The 17,132-nt window shown below is 71.8% G+C and carries 14 protein-coding genes; 3 read left to right on the forward strand and 11 right to left on the reverse strand.

Going from position 1 to position 17,132, the window contains the following annotated elements; translation table 11 throughout:
• Position 1 precedes the first annotated feature (1 nt).
• The 3 genes from GTY47_RS13100 to GTY47_RS13110 form a co-directional block, all read right to left on the reverse strand.
• Entirely contained in the window at positions 2–1,699 is a 1,698-nt protein-coding gene (locus GTY47_RS13100) for a hypothetical protein (protein WP_010033906.1), read from the reverse strand.
• 2 nt (positions 1,700–1,701) lie between these two features.
• The gene (locus tag GTY47_RS13105) at positions 1,702–2,523 is read right to left on the reverse strand and encodes an FHA domain-containing protein (protein ID WP_010033907.1); all 822 of its coding nucleotides are present in this window, start codon (positions 2,521–2,523) and stop codon (positions 1,702–1,704) included.
• A 173-nt stretch (positions 2,524–2,696) separates the two neighbouring features.
• Positions 2,697–4,718: a serine/threonine-protein kinase gene (locus tag GTY47_RS13110; protein ID WP_010033908.1), complete on the reverse strand. Its 2,022-nt coding sequence runs from the start codon at positions 4,716–4,718 to the stop codon at positions 2,697–2,699.
• A 198-nt stretch (positions 4,719–4,916) separates the two neighbouring features.
• On the opposite strand from GTY47_RS13110, the gene GTY47_RS13115 reads away from it, so the two are divergent.
• On the forward strand, positions 4,917–5,909 hold the full coding sequence (locus GTY47_RS13115) for a type I phosphomannose isomerase catalytic subunit (RefSeq protein ID WP_010033909.1): 993 nt from the start codon (positions 4,917–4,919) through the stop codon (positions 5,907–5,909).
• A gap of 10 nt (positions 5,910–5,919) precedes the next feature.
• On the opposite strand, the gene GTY47_RS13120 is transcribed toward GTY47_RS13115, so the two are convergent.
• From GTY47_RS13120 to GTY47_RS13130, 3 genes are all read right to left on the reverse strand, one after another.
• Positions 5,920–6,474: a DUF488 domain-containing protein gene (locus GTY47_RS13120; protein ID WP_010033912.1), complete on the reverse strand. Its 555-nt coding sequence runs from the start codon at positions 6,472–6,474 to the stop codon at positions 5,920–5,922.
• 76 nt (positions 6,475–6,550) lie between these two features.
• On the reverse strand, positions 6,551–7,408 hold the full coding sequence (locus tag GTY47_RS13125; protein WP_010033914.1) for an NmrA family NAD(P)-binding protein: 858 nt from the start codon (positions 7,406–7,408) through the stop codon (positions 6,551–6,553).
• Complete coding sequence (locus GTY47_RS13130; protein ID WP_010033917.1) at positions 7,405–7,839, reverse strand: nuclear transport factor 2 family protein; 435 nt, start codon at positions 7,837–7,839, stop codon at positions 7,405–7,407. Before GTY47_RS13130 ends, GTY47_RS13125 begins: the two co-directional genes overlap by 4 nt.
• 86 nt (positions 7,840–7,925) lie before the next feature.
• On the opposite strand from GTY47_RS13130, the gene GTY47_RS13135 reads away from it, so the two are divergent.
• Positions 7,926–8,534: a TetR/AcrR family transcriptional regulator gene (locus GTY47_RS13135; RefSeq protein ID WP_010033919.1), complete on the forward strand. Its 609-nt coding sequence runs from the start codon at positions 7,926–7,928 to the stop codon at positions 8,532–8,534.
• 177 nt (positions 8,535–8,711) lie between these two features.
• On the opposite strand, the gene GTY47_RS13140 is transcribed toward GTY47_RS13135, so the two are convergent.
• Complete coding sequence (locus GTY47_RS13140; RefSeq protein ID WP_010033920.1) at positions 8,712–10,241, reverse strand: UDP-N-acetylglucosamine 1-carboxyvinyltransferase; 1,530 nt, start codon at positions 10,239–10,241, stop codon at positions 8,712–8,714.
• A gap of 83 nt (positions 10,242–10,324) precedes the next feature.
• Positions 10,325–10,525: a DUF4236 domain-containing protein gene (locus tag GTY47_RS13145; protein ID WP_010033921.1), complete on the reverse strand. Its 201-nt coding sequence runs from the start codon at positions 10,523–10,525 to the stop codon at positions 10,325–10,327.
• Between the two features lie 264 nt (positions 10,526–10,789).
• On the opposite strand from GTY47_RS13145, the gene acnA reads away from it, so the two are divergent.
• On the forward strand, positions 10,790–13,507 hold the full coding sequence (gene acnA, locus GTY47_RS13150; RefSeq protein ID WP_010033922.1) for an aconitate hydratase AcnA: 2,718 nt from the start codon (positions 10,790–10,792) through the stop codon (positions 13,505–13,507).
• 124 nt (positions 13,508–13,631) lie between these two features.
• Here the strand turns inward: acnA and GTY47_RS13155 are convergent, their stop codons facing one another.
• From GTY47_RS13155 to GTY47_RS13165, 3 genes are all read right to left on the reverse strand, one after another.
• Positions 13,632–14,984, reverse strand: coding sequence for a sugar ABC transporter substrate-binding protein (locus GTY47_RS13155; RefSeq protein WP_010033923.1), 1,353 nt, complete (start codon positions 14,982–14,984; stop codon positions 13,632–13,634).
• Between the two features lie 69 nt (positions 14,985–15,053).
• Entirely contained in the window at positions 15,054–16,358 is a 1,305-nt protein-coding gene (locus GTY47_RS13160; RefSeq protein ID WP_010033926.1) for an ABC transporter permease, read from the reverse strand.
• Complete coding sequence (locus tag GTY47_RS13165) at positions 16,349–17,128, reverse strand: ATP-binding cassette domain-containing protein (RefSeq protein WP_010033929.1); 780 nt, start codon at positions 17,126–17,128, stop codon at positions 16,349–16,351. The genes GTY47_RS13160 and GTY47_RS13165 overlap by 10 nt, the downstream gene beginning before the upstream one ends.
• Between the last annotated feature and the right edge of the window lie 4 nt (positions 17,129–17,132).

A 17,132-nucleotide genomic window follows, 5' to 3' on the forward strand; every position in this document is an offset into this window, starting at 1 on the left:
CCTAGCCACCGGAGACCACCACGACCAGCCCGATGATCAGCAGCACCACGACCCACGTCCACACCTTGGCCGCGACGGGGGACGTCCCGTAGTAGATCTCCTCCAGGTGTGTCCGCAAGCTCTTGCGCGGCGGGCGCCGTACGCCGTACGACAGGGGCGTCCGGCGCCCGTCGTAGGAGACGTCGTAGGGCAGCCCCACGTCCCGCGCCCGGTCGAGCAGCAGCCGGTTGGCGGTGATGCGCACCCGGGTCTCCTGGGTCGTGCAGAACTCCTCGGCGAGCTCCAGCAGCCGCAGGCCGTGACCACCGCCGCCGGGCGCCAGGGCGATCGCACAGTTGTTGAACAGGATCGCGGCGGAGTCGCTGAGCCGGTCGACGGCCTCCGGGATGTCGGGGAGCCCGGCGAGCGCGCCCCGGCGCAGGCGGCGCAGCTCGTGCAGCAGCGGCGTGGCGGCCTCCAGGGTGCCGGCCGCACCACGCGCGTCGTTCCGGTCGAGTTGCCTCGCGGCCGTCTCCAGAGCCGTCACGACCGGATCGAAGGCCGGCTTGGCCTTGTCGAACCAGACACCGGCCTCGGCCAGCCGCGCGCGGTTCTGCTCGATCGTCCGCCGCGTCCCCTCGTTCGGCTTCAGCCGCAGCGCCAGGTCCAGCAGGTCGAAGCTCTCCCGGACGGGCGGGGCCGTGTCCGGGGCGGGAGACAGGGCGACGGCGCAGTTGTTGAGCAACAGGGCGGTGGTGTCGGAGAGTTGGCCCACGCCGAGCGACATCCCGAAACCGGCGAAGGCGCCGAGCCGCTCCACGGCCGGGACGACCCGGGCCCGCAGCGACCCGGCCGCGGCGGTCGCGGCCGTCCTCCGGTCACGCTCGGAGAAGGCGCCGGCGAGTTGCTCCCCCGTCTCGCGCAGCTCGCGCTCCACCGACTCGTACAAGGGTGTCAACTGCCCCTCCAGCACCTCCCCGAGGAGGCCCCGCCCGGTCCAGGTCCACTGCGTGCAGTACCGGGCCAGCCGGGCCGGGTCCGGCGTACGCGCGGCCAGACCGGCGACGGCCGAGACCAGGACGCGGCGCACCTCGGCCTCGAGTACCGTCACCGCGGTCTCGTCCAGCCGCTTGTCGTCGAGCGTGGCGACGCGGTGCCGCAGATGCGCCCAGACCGCGCGCTGCCCGAGCAGCCTGCGCCACAGCCACGCCGCGGTCTGCCAGTCCCCGTCCTCCGGGCGGCCGGTGTCGCGCCGCGGTCCGCCGCGGCCCTTCTTCTTTCCGGCGGGGCGTTTCGGCCCACCCGCGCCCCGGCGCCGTGGCGCCGCACGGTGCCCCGACTCCGCGTCGAGGGCCCGGGCATGGGCCCGGACCGCCTCGTCGTGCTGCCGGTGCAGCTCCGGCCCGCACGGGCAGGAGGCGTCCGGCGCGTCCCAGAACCAGAACAGCTCGTCGACGATCCGGCGCTGCGGATGGTCGAGCACGTCGAAGGCCGCACGGAGTTCCTCCGGCCCGGCTCCGTCGGGCAGCGGCAACTCACCGGCGGGACCGACGGCGACCCCGGCCTTCGCGGCCGTGGCGAGCTGCTGCCGGCGCCGGACGATCGTACGGCGGGCCGCGCAGGTGCTCGCCCCGGTCACGCGGAAGGCGTTGCGGCGGTAGAGTTCCGGGCCGCTCAGCTCCCGCAGCCGTTCCCGGACGACAGGCGCGTCACCGCCCATGGCTACGGCTGCCCCGCGGGCGACCCGTCCTGGAGTCCGGGCATGTTGGGGTCGCCGGGCGTGTCGTCCATCAGGTTGAGGTCCGGCGGGACCAGCGTCGTCGACTCGACCAGGCCCTTGAGCAGGTTGTGCAGCAGGGTGTTGTCGTAGGGCCGCCGCTCCTCCGTCTTGTCGTGCACCAGCGGGTACTTGAAGCCGGTGCCGTGCAGACGGTGGCGGACCACCTCGATGCGGTGCTCGATCCGGCGTTCCGTCCAGTTGCCGTCCGGACGCAGATGGACGAGCTGCCGGGCGGCCATGGAGTACGTCAGGGGCCGCGGGTCCTCCTCGTACAGCAGGTACCGCTGGCCGAGGACGACCAGCAGCAGCCGCTCGTCGTCGTCGAGCGCCCAGGTCTCCGGCCGCAGGGTCTCGGCCCGGCGGCGTGACACCGGCCCCTGGTCGTCGTGGTCGGCCACGTACAGCTCGATCAGGTGCTCGCGGTAGCCGGAGCCCCTCACGAACAGCGGGGTGTAGCCGGTGGTGAGGGGGACCGGCTCGGTGGTGGTGTGCATCATCCGGCCGCGCGGCAGCCGCACCAGCTGCTTCCCGGTGTTGCGCAGCCACCACTGCCCCTGCCGGTACGTCAGCTCCCCGTGCCGGCGGCTCACCCGCAGGTCGTCCACGCCGACCTCCAGGTCCACGTCCGGCCGCTCGCCCCGACCGAAGCGGACGGTCAGCCCCGTGCGCGGCGGGGCGCACAGGTCGCCGGTGACCGTGCGCGCGTGCAGGGTTCCGGGTGCGGTGGGCGCGACACCGCGCGCGAGGCTGGCGGAGAAGGACATCGCTGGTCTCCTCGGTGCGTGGGCTTGCGACTCGTACGGAATCGGCACGGTGCGGCCCCGGCGCGGGCGGGCCCCGCCGGACGTACACGTCAGCATGAGCCGACCGGCCCGGGACCCCTCCCCGCGGCCCCGGGAGTCCTCACATGTCCGGCTGCCTGCGGATGCGCCGGGTGTCAGCGGGCACGCAGTTCCGCGGCCGCCGAGGCGGCGAGCTCGGTGGCCAGATGGCACAGTTCGCCGCTGGACCGCCGCCCGCCGACGTGCAGCCGCAGCATCTCGACGGCCGTCTCGGCGTCCCGGCCGCCGTACTCCCGGTACGGGATGAACACCGTGCAGGTGCCGTCGCCGTTGCCCTCCGGCTCGACAACGGCGTCGTAACCGCTGAGCCGGACGGTGCGGCCGTCCCGCGCGGATTTGCGCTCGTCGCGGAAGAAGGCGATCTCCGCCTCCAGGTCGTCGACGTCGCTGAACCACTCGCAGTCCCAGTCCGCGACACCGGCCTCCGGCACGTCGGCCTTGATGCCGGGGACGACGGACAGCGCCTCGGCGTCGAGCAGCGCGCAGGCGCTCGTCCAGGCCAGCGAGGCGGCCGGGTAGGGCGGGGAACGGCGGGGGAGCGGGCCGCGGTTCAGGACCTCGGCCGCGCTGCGGGCGGCGGTGTCGGCGACCGCGCACAGCGCCGCGGCACCGCCCGCCACCGTGCCGTGCCCCACGTCGACACGGACCCCTACGAACATGTCGCCGTCGGCGCTGCCACTGCCGCGGCCGGTGCTGCCGGTGCTGTCGCTGCCGCCGGCCGCGTCGTCCCGGGACAGCAGCAGCCCGCACTCGCCCTTCTTCGGCGGCGCCTCCCGTACGGCGATGCCGCCGATGGTCCTGACGGGGTCCGACGCCTCGGGCGGCGAGCCCGGGCGCAGCTGGACCGACACGTCGATACGGGACCTGTCGTCCGGGTGGACGAGCACGTCGCAGCGGTCGAAGTTGCCGTAGTCGACGTCGACTTCGCTCTCCCCGAACCGGTCGAGCGCGTCGGGGTCGGCCAGGGCGCACACGTCGGCGGTGCGCGGATCACCGATCAGAGCCCGCGTCCCACCGTGCGAGGGGTCCTTCGGAAGCTGCCTCCCGGCGGACCCACGCGTGCTGTTCCCGCCGTCGCCCCGCCCGTCGCCGTCCCCGGGAAGGACGACGAGACTCAGGACGATCGCGGCGCCGACGCCGAGGGCCGCCGCGAGCAGGGTAGCGCGTCGCCGCCGCGGGCGCCCGCCGCCGGGCGCGGCGGGCCGGCCGGCCGGGTCCGGCGTGCCGTGTTCCGCCACGGCCGCCAGCAGCCGCCCGGCCTCGGCCGCGTCGGGGCGCTGCCGCGGGTCACGCCGGAGCATGGCGCCGAGCACGGGGTGGAGGGGGCCCACCGCTTCGGCGTCCAGTTCGACGACGCCCTGCTCGGCCTTCCAGTACGTCAGACGGTCCTGGTCCTCCCCGGCGGCCACGGCCTCGTCGCCGTCCGCCCCGGGCTCGCCGCCGCGTGGCGGGGAACCGGTGACCAGGGCGTGGAGGGTGGCGGCCAGGCAGAACACGTCGGAGGCGGGCCGCGGGACGTTTCCCCGGGCCAGCTCGGGGGCGGCGTAGTCCGGGGTGAAGCTGTAGGGCCCGTTGGCCGTGATGGTCTCACCGCCGCCGGCCCGGTAGGCGGCGCCGAAGTCCAGCAGCTTCGCGGCACCGCGCCGGCTGAGGCCGATGTTGGCGGGCTTGAGGTCGCAGTGGACGATACCCGCCTCGTGCAGCGCGGCGAGCGCGTCGGCGAGCTGGGCCCCGATCCGGGCCACGCGCTCGGGGCTCATGGGCGGCTGCCGGTCGAGGCCGCCGCCGGGCACGTACTCCATGACGAACCAGTACGTCTCGCCCCCGCCCCCGGCAGTGGCTCCGCCCCCGTCCCCGCCGGTGTCCCCGTCCGACGGCACCGTGACGACGTCGAACAGCGTCACGACATGGGGATGATCACGGAACTTGGCCAGCGCACGCGGCTCGCCCAGCAGCCGCCGCACCGCCGTCTCGCGGTCGCCCTCGACCCGCTCCGGCTTCAGCGCGACGTCCTGCCCCACCACCGTGTCGTGGGCCAGCCACACGTCGCCGCCCCGCCCTGTGCCGATGACCTCCTCGAGGACATATCGGCCGGCGAACTCGTCTCCGGGACGCACGTTGTTCTCCCCCTCGCATCAGCCCCGAACGCGCGCCGCCACCCACGCGCGCGTAAGGGGAACCTACTGCGTACAGGGGACGTTACTCACAGTCTCCCCAGAGCCTCCATCAGCCGCACGCATGCGCGCCTCCCCCCGGGGTACCCCGGCCGTGTCCCCCGACCGATCCCCACCCATCCGGCCCCGACGAGGAGGGACGTGGACTGGCACCCGCTGCGGCTCACCACCCCCGTCAAGCAGCACGTCTTCGGCGGGCGGGCCATCGCCGAGCGGCTGGGCCGCACCGGCCTGCCCGACGGCCCGGTGGCCGAGACGTGGGAGGTGAGCGACGTCGACGGCGACGCCTCGACCGTCCTGGAGGGGCCCCTGGCCGGACGCACCCTCCGGCAGATCATGGCGGACCACCCCGAGGAACTGCTGGGGCCGCACGTCCGCCCCGGCCCCCGCTTCCCCCTCCTCACCAAGTTCATCGACGGCAGCCGCCCGCTCCCGGTGCACCTGCACGCCGACGACACCACCGCCCGCCGCCTGGAGGGCGAACCCCACGGCAAGACCGAGGCCTGGCACATCCTCGACGCCGCCCCGGGAGCCACCGCCCTGGTCGGCACCCGGCCCGGCGTGGACCGCGACACCCTGCACCGGGCGCTGCTCGCCCAGGACTTCGACGCGGTCATGCGACGCCTGCCCGTCCGTGCCGGACAGACGGTCTACGTCCCCGGCGGCACCCTGCACAGCTTCGGCCCCGGCACGCTCGTCTACGAGATCGAGCAGACCTCCGACATCCAGCAGCACGCCATGCGCACCCGCATGGAGGACGGTTCGCCCGTCCCCGAGGCGGAGTGGCACGATAACCTCGCCCGCCTGCTCGACGAGTGGCGTCCCGGGCCGCGCCCCGAGCTCCACTCGGGCACGGACATCCGCAGGGACGGCGGCGTGGTGCGCACCGTGCTCTGCACGAGCCCGTACTTCGCCCTCGAACGCTGGACCGCCGGCACCACGGCCCCCCTGGTGCACGCCTTCTCCACCGCACAGATCCTCACCAACGCCGGAGCCCCGGTGACCGTCACCTCCGGCCCCTGGACCGGCCGCCTGGACCGCGCCCGCACCCTGCTCCTCCCCGCCGCCCTCGGCGAGGTCCGCGTCCAGGGCCCCGCCGACGTCCTGATCGGCTACGTGCCCGACGCCCTGTAGCGCGCATGCCTCAGTCGCCGCCGGGCTCCGTGCGGCCGTCGTAACCGTCGTAGACGAGAAGCCCGTCGTCGCGCAGTCGCGCGCCGGGCGTCGGCGCGTGGGCGCCGAGGCGCCCGTCGTGCATGAGGTGGTGAACCGGTACGCCGCGGGCGAGTACGGCGAAGTCGGCGATCAGCCGGCGGTGGCAGCGCCACCAGACCGCCTCGCTGCACATCACGGCGGTGCGGCCGTGCGCGGCCTCGCGCAGCACCCGGTCCATCGCGGTGACGAACTCGGGGGAGCGGGTGTGGGCGGCGTAGCCGCGGAAGGAGGCGTTGCGCCAGACGATGTCCGGGCTGTCCACGGGAGGTGTGCGGAATCCGCCGAGGGCGGGTTCCCACCGGTAGGCGATGCCGCCGTCCGGCATCCACTCGGCGAGCCGCCGCCGCGACAGATCGGGGTCGCGGCGGCTGCCGGGAGCGGTCCGCACGTCCACGACGGCCGTGATGCCGGCGTGGCGCAGCAGCTCGGTGATCCGGTCCCGATCGGCGGTGCTGTGCCCGAAGGTCAGCAGATGCACGTCCACAGCGCCGGACTTTCCCGTTCTCGCGGTCCCACACCCGAACCCCGCCGAGGCCGCGCCGCCGGTGTCTCGTCGGAGATCACGTGCCTTGGTCGAGCCGGGTCCCGGGCGTGGAGAGGAAGGCGCGGAAAGAGCGCGCCGGCCGGCCCGTGAGGCGCTGGACGGTATCGGTGACGCGGTCCTCCGCCCCCTCCGCGATGGCACGCTCCATGTCCGCCAGCATGGCGGCGAACTCCACCGGCATCAGCGCCGAGAGGCGATCGCGCATCTGTTCGTAGGAGACCGGCCGGTGGACCACGGGCCGGCCGGTGACCTCGGTGATGAGCGTGGCGATGTCGTCGTAGCTGAGCGCTTCCGGTCCGGTGAGGACGACATCGCTGTTGAGGGCGGGGTCGTCGGTCAGGGCGTGGAACGCGACGGCGGCGATGTCGTCGGCGTCGACGAAGCCGACCCGGCCGTTCCCGGTCGCGGTGGAGATGGTGCCGTCCTCGCGGATGCCGCGGGCGTGCGCGTGCGCGCCGGTGAAGTTCTGCATGAACCAGGAGGGCCGCAGCACCGCCCACTGTTCGAACAGTTCAGGCAGAGCCTGGTGCACCGCGCCCACCGCCGGGCCGCCCCGGGGGATGGCCGAGGAACCGAGGAGCACCGCGCGGCGTGTGCCGGCGGCCCGGGCCCGGCGCAGGAAAGGCAGCATGACCGCTGCCGGGTCGGGGTCGCCCAGGGGCGGTATGAGATAGACGCGGTCGACCCCCTCGAGGGCGGCGGCGTGGCCGGCGGGATCGTACCAGTCGAAGGGGACCGCCTCCGCGCCGGGGACCGGGGTGGCGTGCCGGCTCGCGGCTCTGACGCGGTGGCCGGCGGCGGTCAGGCGTGCGGTGGTGCGGCTGCCGGTGGTGCCGGTGGCGCCGATGACCAGAGTGGTGCCGGTGCCGGTCATCGGGCGCTCCCGGCGAAGCCGGTGCCGGGTTCGAGGACGGCGAGGGGGTTCCAGTAGTCCCGGTAGGAGGCGATGAGCCCGTCCCGGACCGTGACGACGGCGATGTAGGTCATCTCGTAGGGACTGTCGGTCTTGACCAGGCGTCCGACGCCGCGCATCTCGGCCACGATGGTCTCCGGGTCGGTGGTCCGGTGGATCCGCAGGTCGGGGAAGGCGTGCAGGTCGATGTGGTCGGGGTAGGGGCGCATGTAGGCGGCGATGGCCTCCTTGCCCTCCAGGCGCCGGGGCCAACCCGGGGGCGCGAAGGGGAACTCCATGACGCCGTCCTCGGCCCACAGGCCGACCCACGCGGAAATGTCCTTTTCCAGGAGCAGTCGCAGGCTGTGGCGGTAGAGATCCGCCGGTGCGATCGGTGCCGTCGGTGCGGACATGGGTGTCCTCCATCTCGTAGAATCCGGACCTGGGGTCCGTTTTTACGATACGGACCCAGGGTCCGGATTGCAAAGAGGAGAACCGCGTGCCCGAGCGCAAGCCCCGCCAGGACGCCGTCCGCAACCGCAAGGCCGTCCTCGCGGCCGCCGACGACCTCTTCGCCCGCTCCGACAGTCCCGAGGAACTCACCATGGCCGACATCGCGGCAGCGGCCGGCGTCGGCAAGGGAACGCTCTTCCGTGCCTTCGGTGACCGCGCCGGGCTGCTCCGCGCGCTGTACGAGGCGCGGCTCGAACCGGTCAGGGAGGCAGTCGAAGCCGGTCCGCCGCCGTTGGGCCCCGCCACCCCACCGCACCAGCGCGTACCCGCCCTGCTGGACGCCGTCCTGTGCTTCAAACTCGACAACCGCCGCCTCGCGCTGGCCCTGGAAGAGGGCGGCAGCGGCAGTCCCTACCAGGCGGAGCACTACACCCTGTGGCACGGCCTGCTCCGGTCCGTGCTGGAGCAGATCCCCGGTCTGACCGACAGCGACTTCCTCGCCCATGCCCTGCTCGCCGCCACCCGGGCCGACCTCGTCGAGCACCTGGCCGGGCGAGAGCGGCTGCCACGCGACACCATGCGGGCGCACCTGGCGAACCTCACCGCCAGAGTCCTGGGCTCCGGCCCACTACCGGAATCGGCCACCGGGAACTGATCGAGGATCAGGCAGTCCCTTGGTGAGCGGGGCGCACTCCCGTGCCCGCCGTGTCCGGTTCCGGGTCGGCGCAGCCCTCGATGGCCTGGCCCAAGACGTAGGCGCGCGTTCGTCGTAGCGCGGGGCGGGGCCGGGATGCCCCGGCCCCGCCCCGTACGTACAGCGCGCATCCGTCGTTCAGATGTCCCGGAACGTCTCGATCTGCGCCCCGATCGAGTTCAGTCGCTCGGCCAGGTCCTCGTAACCCCGGTTGATGACGTACACGTTGCGCAGCACCGACGTGCCCTCGGCCGCCATCATCGCCAGCAGGACGACCACCGCGGGGCGCAGGGCCGGCGGGCACATCATCTCGGCGGCGCGCCAGCGGGTCGGGCCCTCGACCAGCACGCGGTGCGGGTCGAGGAGCTGCAGGCGGCCACCCAGCCGGTTGAGGTCGGTCAGGTAGATCGCGCGGTTGTCGTAGACCCAGTCGTGGATGAGGGTCTTGCCCTGGGCGACCGCCGCGATGGCCGCGAAGAACGGGACGTTGTCGATGTTCAGGCCGGGGAACGGCATGGGGTGGATCTTGTCGATCGGCGCCTCCAGCTTGGAGGGCCGGACGGTGAGGTCCACCAGCCGGGTGCGGCCGTTGTCGGCGAAGTACTCGGGCGTGCGGTCGTGGTCGAGGCCCATCTCCTCCAGCACGGCCAGCTCGATCTCCAGGAACTCGATCGGCACCCGGCGCACCGTCAGCTGCGACTCGGTGACCACGGCTGCCGCGACCAGGCTCATCGCCTCGACCGGGTCCTCGGAGGGGGAGTAGTCCACGTCGACGTCGATGGTCGGCACGCCGTGCACGGTGAGCGTGGTGGTGCCGATGCCGTCGACCTTCACACCGAGGGCCTCCAGGAAGAAGCACAGGTCCTGGACCATGTAGTTGGAGGACGCGTTGCGGATGACGGTGATGCCGTCGTGCCGGGCGGCCGCGAGCAGCGCGTTCTCGGTCACCGTGTCACCGCGCTCGGTCAGCACGATCGGACGGTCGGGGCGGACCGAGCGGTCCACCATCGCGTGGTACTGGCCCTCGGTGGCGGCGATGTCGAGACCGAACCGGCGCAGCGCGATCATGTGCGGCTCGACCGTGCGCGTACCGAGGTCGCAGCCGCCGGCGTAGGGCAGCTTGAAGTGGTCCATGCGGTGCAGCAGCGGACCGAGGAACATGATGATCGAGCGGGTGCGGCGGGCCGCGTCCGCGTCGATGGCCGCCAGGTCCAGCTCGGCCGACGGCACGATCTCCAGGTCGACACCGTCGTTGATCCACCGGGTGCGGACGCCGATCGAGCCCAGCACCTCCAGGAGGCGGTACACCTCCTCGATGCGAGCCACGCGGCGCAGCACCGTGCGCCCCTGGTTGAGCAGTGAGGCGCACAGCAGCGCGACACACGCGTTCTTGCTCGTCTTCACGTCGATGGCGCCGGACAGCCGGCGGCCGCCGACCACCCGCAGGTGCATCGGACCGGCGTAGCCGAGCGACACGATCTCGCTGTCGAGGGCCTCCCCGATACGCGCGATCATCTCAAGGCTGATGTTCTGGTTGCCGCGCTCGATCCGGTTCACGGCGCTCTGGCTGGTTCCGAGCGCCTCCGCCAGCTGCGACTGGGTCCAGCCCCGGTGCTGCCGGGCGTCACGGATGAGCTTGCCGATGCGTACGAGGTAGTCGTCTGCCATGTGGTTGAGGTTATCTCAGATATGAGATGTCACCCGACGGGGGGCTCCGTTCGGGTGACGGGAAGTCAATCCGCCCTGGTGGCTCAGTGTCGACGGGCGGTGCGCGTGCGCCGCCACCCGAAAGGTCCGGGCAGGTCCATCGATGTCGTACGACGTCCCGTACTGCTGCGGGTGTGACGCGGGCCGTTCTTTCCACCGCCGGTCGTGATGGACCAGGAGCGCTTGTTGATGTTCAGACGCACCCCCGGAAGGATCCGGAAACTCTTGCGGAACGTGAGCGGCATGCCTGTCTCCTCTCCGTTTGCGGCGTGGACACCTGGTTCGGATACCCCGGAGAGGGGGGTGCATGACCGCATGGCGGACGCCGGGGCATGACCTACCGCCCCCGGTGTACTAGAGTTATCTCGACATCGAGATATCTGCCGGGGAGCACCGCAGCCGCCAGCCCCGGTAAGGCCTGCCTAACTTAGCCTTACCTTAGCGGATCGGCCGAGATGCCGTGGCGGCAGGATCGTGGTGGTACGCGCACATCAATGAAGGAGACTGTCGTGTCGGCGAACAGCTTCGACGCCCGCAGCACGCTGCAGGTGGGCGACGAGTCGTACGAGATCTTCCGGCTGGACAAGGTGGAGGGCTCGGCCCGCCTTCCGTACAGCCTCAAGGTCCTGCTGGAGAACCTGCTCCGCACCGAGGACGGCGCGAACATCACCGCCGACCACATCCGCGCCCTCGGCGGCTGGGACTCGCAGGCCCAGCCGTCGCAGGAGATCCAGTTCACGCCGGCCCGCGTGATCATGCAGGACTTCACCGGCGTGCCCTGTGTCGTGGACCTCGCGACCATGCGTGAGGCCGTCAAGGAGCTGGGCGGCGACCCGGCGAAGATCAACCCGCTGGCGCCGGCCGAGCTGGTCATCGACCACTCCGTCATCGCCGACAAGTTCGGCACGAACGACGCCTTCGCGCAGAACGTCGAGCTGGAGTACGGCCGCAACAGGGAGCGCTACCAGTTCCTGCGCTGGGGCCAGACCGCCTTCGACGAGTTCAAGGTCGTCCCGCCCGGCACCGGCATCGTCCACCAGGTGAACATCGAGCACCTCGCGCGTACGGTCATGGTCCGTAACGGCCAGGCCTACCCCGACACCCTCGTCGGCACCGACTCGCACACCACGATGGTCAACGGCCTGGGCGTCCTCGGCTGGGGCGTCGGCGGCATCGAGGCCGAGGCCGCGATGCTCGGCCAGCCGGTCTCCATGCTCATCCCGCGCGTCGTCGGCTTCAAGCTCACCGGTGAGCTCAAGCCCGGCACCACCGCCACCGACCTCGTGCTGACCATCACCGAGATGCTGCGCAAGCACGGTGTCGTCGGCAAGTTCGTCGAGTTCTACGGCGAGGGTGTGGCGGCCACGAGCCTCGCCAACCGCGCCACCATCGGCAACATGTCGCCGGAGTTCGGCTCGACCGCCGCGATCTTCCCGATCGACGACGAGACGATCAAGTACCTCAAGCTCACCGGCCGCTCCGAGCAGCAGCTCGCCCTCGTCGAGGCGTACGCCAAGGAGCAGGGCCTCTGGCTGGACCCGGCCGCCGAGCCCGACTTCTCCGAGAAGCTGGAGCTCGACCTGGCGACGGTCGTGCCGTCCATCGCCGGCCCGAAGCGCCCGCAGGACCGTATCGTCCTCGCCAACGCCGCCGAGCAGTTCAAGCAGGACGTCCGCGCCTACGTCAACGACGAGTACGAGGCCAGCAAGGAGTCCTTCCCGAGCTCCGACGCCCCCTCGTCGATCCCGAACGGCGCCCCGTCGAACCCGGTCACCGTGACCGCCCCCGACGGCACCTCGTACGAGATCGACCACGGCGCGGTGACGGTCGCGGCCATCACCTCCTGCACCAACACCTCAAACCCGTACGTCATGGTCGCCGCCGCCCTGGTGGCCAAGAAGGCGGTGGAGAAGGGCCTGACCCGCAAGCCGTGGGTCAAGACCACCCTCGCCCCGGGTTCCAAGGTCGTCACCGACTACTTCGAGAAGGCGGGCCTGACCCCGTACCTCGACAAGGTCGGCTTCAACCTCGTCGGCTACGGCTGCACCACCTGCATCGGCAACTCCGGCCCGCTGCCGGAGGAGGTCTCCAAGGCCGTCAACGACCACGACCTCGCGGTCACCTCGGTCCTCTCCGGCAACCGGAACTTCGAGGGCCGTATCAACCCCGACGTCAAGATGAACTACCTGGCGTCCCCGCCGCTGGTCGTGGCCTACGCGATCGCCGGCTCCATGAAGGTCGACATCACCCGTGACGCCCTGGGCACCGACCAGGACGGCAACCCGGTCTTCCTGAAGGACATCTGGCCCTCCGAGGCCGAGGTGAACGACGTCGTCGCCAACGCCATCGGCGAGGACATGTTCTCCAAGTCCTACTCGGACGTCTTCGCGGGCGACGCCCAGTGGCAGGCGCTGCCGATCCCGACCGGCAACACCTTCGAGTGGGACCCGCAGTCGACGTACGTCCGCAAGCCCCCGTACTTCGAGGGCATGACGATGGAGACCACCCCGGTCTCCGACATCTCCGGCGCCCGCGTGCTCGCCAAGCTGGGCGACTCGGTCACCACCGACCACATCTCCCCGGCGGGTGCCATCAAGGCCGACACCCCGGCCGGCAAGTACCTCACGGAGCACGGCGTCGAGCGCCGCGACTTCAACAGCTACGGCTCGCGCCGCGGCAACCACGAGGTCATGATCCGCGGTACGTTCGCCAACATCCGCCTGCGCAACCAGATCGCGCCGGGCACCGAGGGCGGCTACACGCGTGACTTCACGCAGGACGGCGGCCCGGTCTCCTTCATCTACGACGCCTCGCAGAACTACCAGGCCGCCGGCATCCCGCTGGTCGTCCTGGCCGGCAAGGAGTACGGCTCCGGCTCGTCCCGCGACTGGGCCGCCAAGGGCACCGCGCTCCTGGGCGTCAAGGCCGTCATCGCCGAGTCCTACGAGCGCATCCACCGCTCGAACCTCATCGGCATGGGCGTCCTTCCGCTCCAGTTCCCGGAGGGCCAGTCGGCCGCGTCCCTCGGCCTGACGGGTGAGGAGACCTTCTCCATCTCCGGCGTCACCGCGCTCAACGAGGGCACCACCCCGCGCACGGTGAAGGTCACCACCGACACCGGCGTCGAGTTCGACGCGGTCGTCCGCATCGACACCCCCGGTGAGGCGGACTACTACCGCAACGGCGGCATCATGCAGTACGTGCTGCGCAGCCTGATCCGCAAGTAAGCGGAGCCGCGGGGCAGTTCAGGGCAGTTCGAGGGCCGCGTTCCCGGGTGACCGGGGGCGCGGCCCGCGCCACGCGCACGGCGCGGTCACGGCCGGGGCGGTGACCGGCCAGGTAGCCGCCGGGTCACTCGCCCCGGTACTTCGCCGCCGCTGCCTGTGCGAGGTCCTGCGACTTCTCCAGGGCCGCGTCCACCGACTGCTGCCCGGCGATGGCCGCGGCGATCTGCTGGGAGACCGCCGTACCGAGCACGGCGAACTCGGGAATGCCGAGGAAGCCGATACCGGTGTAGGGGCGCGGGTCGACGCCGGGATTCCTCGGGTCGGCGGAATCGGTCGCCGCTGTGTACTCCTGCCGGTACCAGGCGTCTGCCGCCTGCTGGTACCGGGGGTTGGAGTAGAGCGACTTGCGGTTCCCGGCGGGCGCCGCCGTCCAGCCCACCTCCCGCCCGACCAGTTCCTGGTACTCCTTGGAGGAGGCCCAGGAGATGAACTCCCAGGCGGCGTCCTTGTTCTCGGCCGCCTGCTGGATGCCCCACGCCCAGGTCCACAGCCAGCCGGCCTTCTCCGTCCGGTCGTGCGGGGCCGGGACGTAGCCGACCCTGCCCTTGACCGCGGAGCCGTCGGCCTCGATCGACGAGGCCAGCGACGTGGCGTCGTACATCATGGCGCACTTGCCCTCGACGAACCTGTCGAGGATCTCCAGTACGCCCATCCGGTCGGCGGCGGGCTGGCCGTGGGTGCGGAGCAGGTCGACGTAGAACCCGACGGCCTTCTTGAACTCGGGCGAGGTCAGGCGCGCGTTCCAGTCCATGTCGTACCAGGTGCCGCCGAAGGTGTTGACGACCGTGTTGAGGGGGGCGAGGTTCTGGCCCCAGCCGGGCAGGCCGCGCAGGCAGATGCCGCTCGCGCCGTCGGTGCCGTCGATCCGGGCGGCGAGCCCGGCGACCTGCTCCCAGGTCGGGTTCGGCGGCATGGTCAGCCCGTCCTTGCGGAAGAGGTCCTTGCGGTACATCAGGAAGGAACCCTCGCCGTAGAACGGCTCGGCGTAGAGCTTGCCGTCCTCGCCGGTCAACGAGGACACCAGGTTGGGGAAGACGTCGCCCTGGTCGAAGTCCTCGTCCGCCCTCACATAGGAGTCCAGCGGGGCGAGCCAGCCGTTGTCCGCGTAGATCGGCACCTCGTACGCGCTCACGCTCGCCACGTCGTAGGTGCCGGCCTGGGTCGCGAACTCGCGGTTCATCCGCTCCCGCGCCTCGTTCTCCGGCAGCAGGGTGTAGTCGACGGTGATGCCCGTCTCCGCGGTGAAGTGCCTCTTGGTGAGCTTCTGGAGGGTCTGCATCTGGGACGCGTCCATCGCGAGCACGCTGACGTCGGCCTGCTCACCGCCGGGCGCGTCCGTGTCACCGCATCCGGCCAGGACCAAGCCAGCGACGGCCGCGGCGGCCACGGCCGCCCGGGCGAGACGGCTGCGCTTCATATGTTTGCCCTTTATTAGGCATTTCAAAAGAAACATCATAATTCCGGGACGTTTCGGACGGACTGTGGCTCATGGCCGGCCCCGCCGGGCCGCCGCGCGTCTGGAGAGCGCGTCGGCCGCGACCGCGGTCAGCAGCACCCCACCCGTGATCATGAACTGCACGGCGTCCTCCACCCCGAGCAGCCCCATGCCCGAGGCGATCGACTGGATGACCAGCACACCGAGCAGCACGGACCAGGGCGAGCCACGCCCGCCGAACAGGCTGGTACCGCCGATGACCGCCGCGGCGATCGCGTTGATCAGCAACATTCCGGATCCGGCCGCGCGGGCCGTCGTGGGGCTCGCCGAGGTCAGGCCCGAGGCCACGAACAGCCCGCCGACCGCGGCCAGCGTCCCCGACACCATGAACATCGCGACCCGCACCCGCTCCACGGCGATGCCGGCCCGGCGCGCCGCCTCCACCCCGCCGCCGAGCGCGTACACCCGCCGGCCGTGCCGCGTGCGGCGCAGCACGTAGTCCGAGACGACGAGAACCACCAGGAAGATCAGCAGTGCCAGCGGCAGGCCCTGGAACCGGTTGAGCGTGTAGGCGGCGGTGAAGGCCAGCACCGCGAGGACACCCGTGCGCACCCAGATCTCGACCGGCGGCCGGTACGGCATCCCGGCGGCCCGGTGCCGGGCGCGCTTGTGGTGGGCGGCCAGGCAGTACCCGGCCGTGCCGAGCGCCGCCACCGCGTAGGCCGCTATGGCGTCACTGAAGTGGCGGCTGGTCAGGGAGGCGACCAGGCCCTCCTCGTCGATGTTGATCGTGCCGCTCGCGCCCAGCAGGTAGAGCGTCAGGCCGTTCCAGATCAGCAGCCCCGCGAGGGTCACGACGAACGCGGGCACGCCGAGCCAGGCGAAGAAGAACCCGTGGAAGGCACCCACCGCCATGCCCGCGGCGATCGCCACGATCACCGCGAGCCACTCCGGCACCCCGTGGTTCACGTTCAGCACCGCGAACACTGCGCCCGCCAGGCCGCTGACCGAGCCGACCGACAGATCGATCTCCCGGATCAGCAGCACGAACACGATGCCGACGGCGACCAGGCCCGTCCCGACGATGTCCACGCTGAGGTTGGACAGGTTCCGCGGCGAGAGGAACTTGTCGTCCAGCGCCTGGAAGACGGACCAGATCACGATCAGCCCGGCGACCACCAGGAGCGGCCCGCGTTCGCCGTCCCGCACACTGCCGCGCAACTCCAGGGCGTGCTCGCGCAGCGTGCCGGACCAGCCGCGGGTGCGCGGCGCGCGGCCGGGTGCGACCGGCCCGGCGTCACCGCCCGGCGCGGCCGGTCCGCCGTCCCGGTGCGGCCCGCCGCCGGTCACGGCCATGCCTCCTTCCCGCCCTTCGTACGATGCGCCACGGCGTTGTCCGCCGCCCCGGTGACGGAGGAGATGATCTGCTCCTGCGTCACCGTGCTCACGTCGAACAGACCGTTGTTGCGGCCGAGGCGCAGCACGGCGACCCGGTCCGCCACGGCCTTGATGTCGCCCATGTTGTGGCTGATCAGAATGATCGCCATACCCCGGTCGCGCACCTCCTCGATGAGGTCGAGCAGATGGCTGGTCTGCTCGACGCCCAGGGCGGCGGTGGGCTCGTCGAGCAGCAGGACCTTGGGCGCGCCCATGAGCGAGCGGGAGATCGCGACGGCCTGCCGCTGCCCGGCGGACAGCGCAGCGACCGGCATGCGCACGTCGGGGATACGGATCGACAGGGTCCGCATCAGTTCGCGGGCCCGGCGCTCCATCTCCACCTCGTCCAGGATGCCCACCCGGTCGATCTCCCGGCCGAGGAAGAGATTGCCCACGACGTCGAGGTTGTCGCACATGGCCAGGTCCTGGTAGACGGTCGCGATGCCCAGGGCGTGGGCGTCGTGCGGGCGTTTGATCTGCACGAGGTGCCCCTCCCACTCGATGACGCCCCGGTCGGCGGGACTGACCCCCGAGATCACCTTGATCAGCGTGGACTTGCCGGCGCCGTTGTCGCCCGCCAGGGCCACGACCTCACCGGCCCGGACCTGGAGGTCGACGTCCACGAGCGCCTGCACGCCGCCGAACCGCTTGGAGATGCCGCGCAACGCCAGTACGGGTGGATGGGCCACGGGG

Origin of the sequence: Streptomyces sp. SID5464 (assembly GCF_009862985.1) — a bacterium.
GTDB lineage: Bacteria > Actinomycetota > Actinomycetes > Streptomycetales > Streptomycetaceae > Streptomyces > Streptomyces chartreusis_D.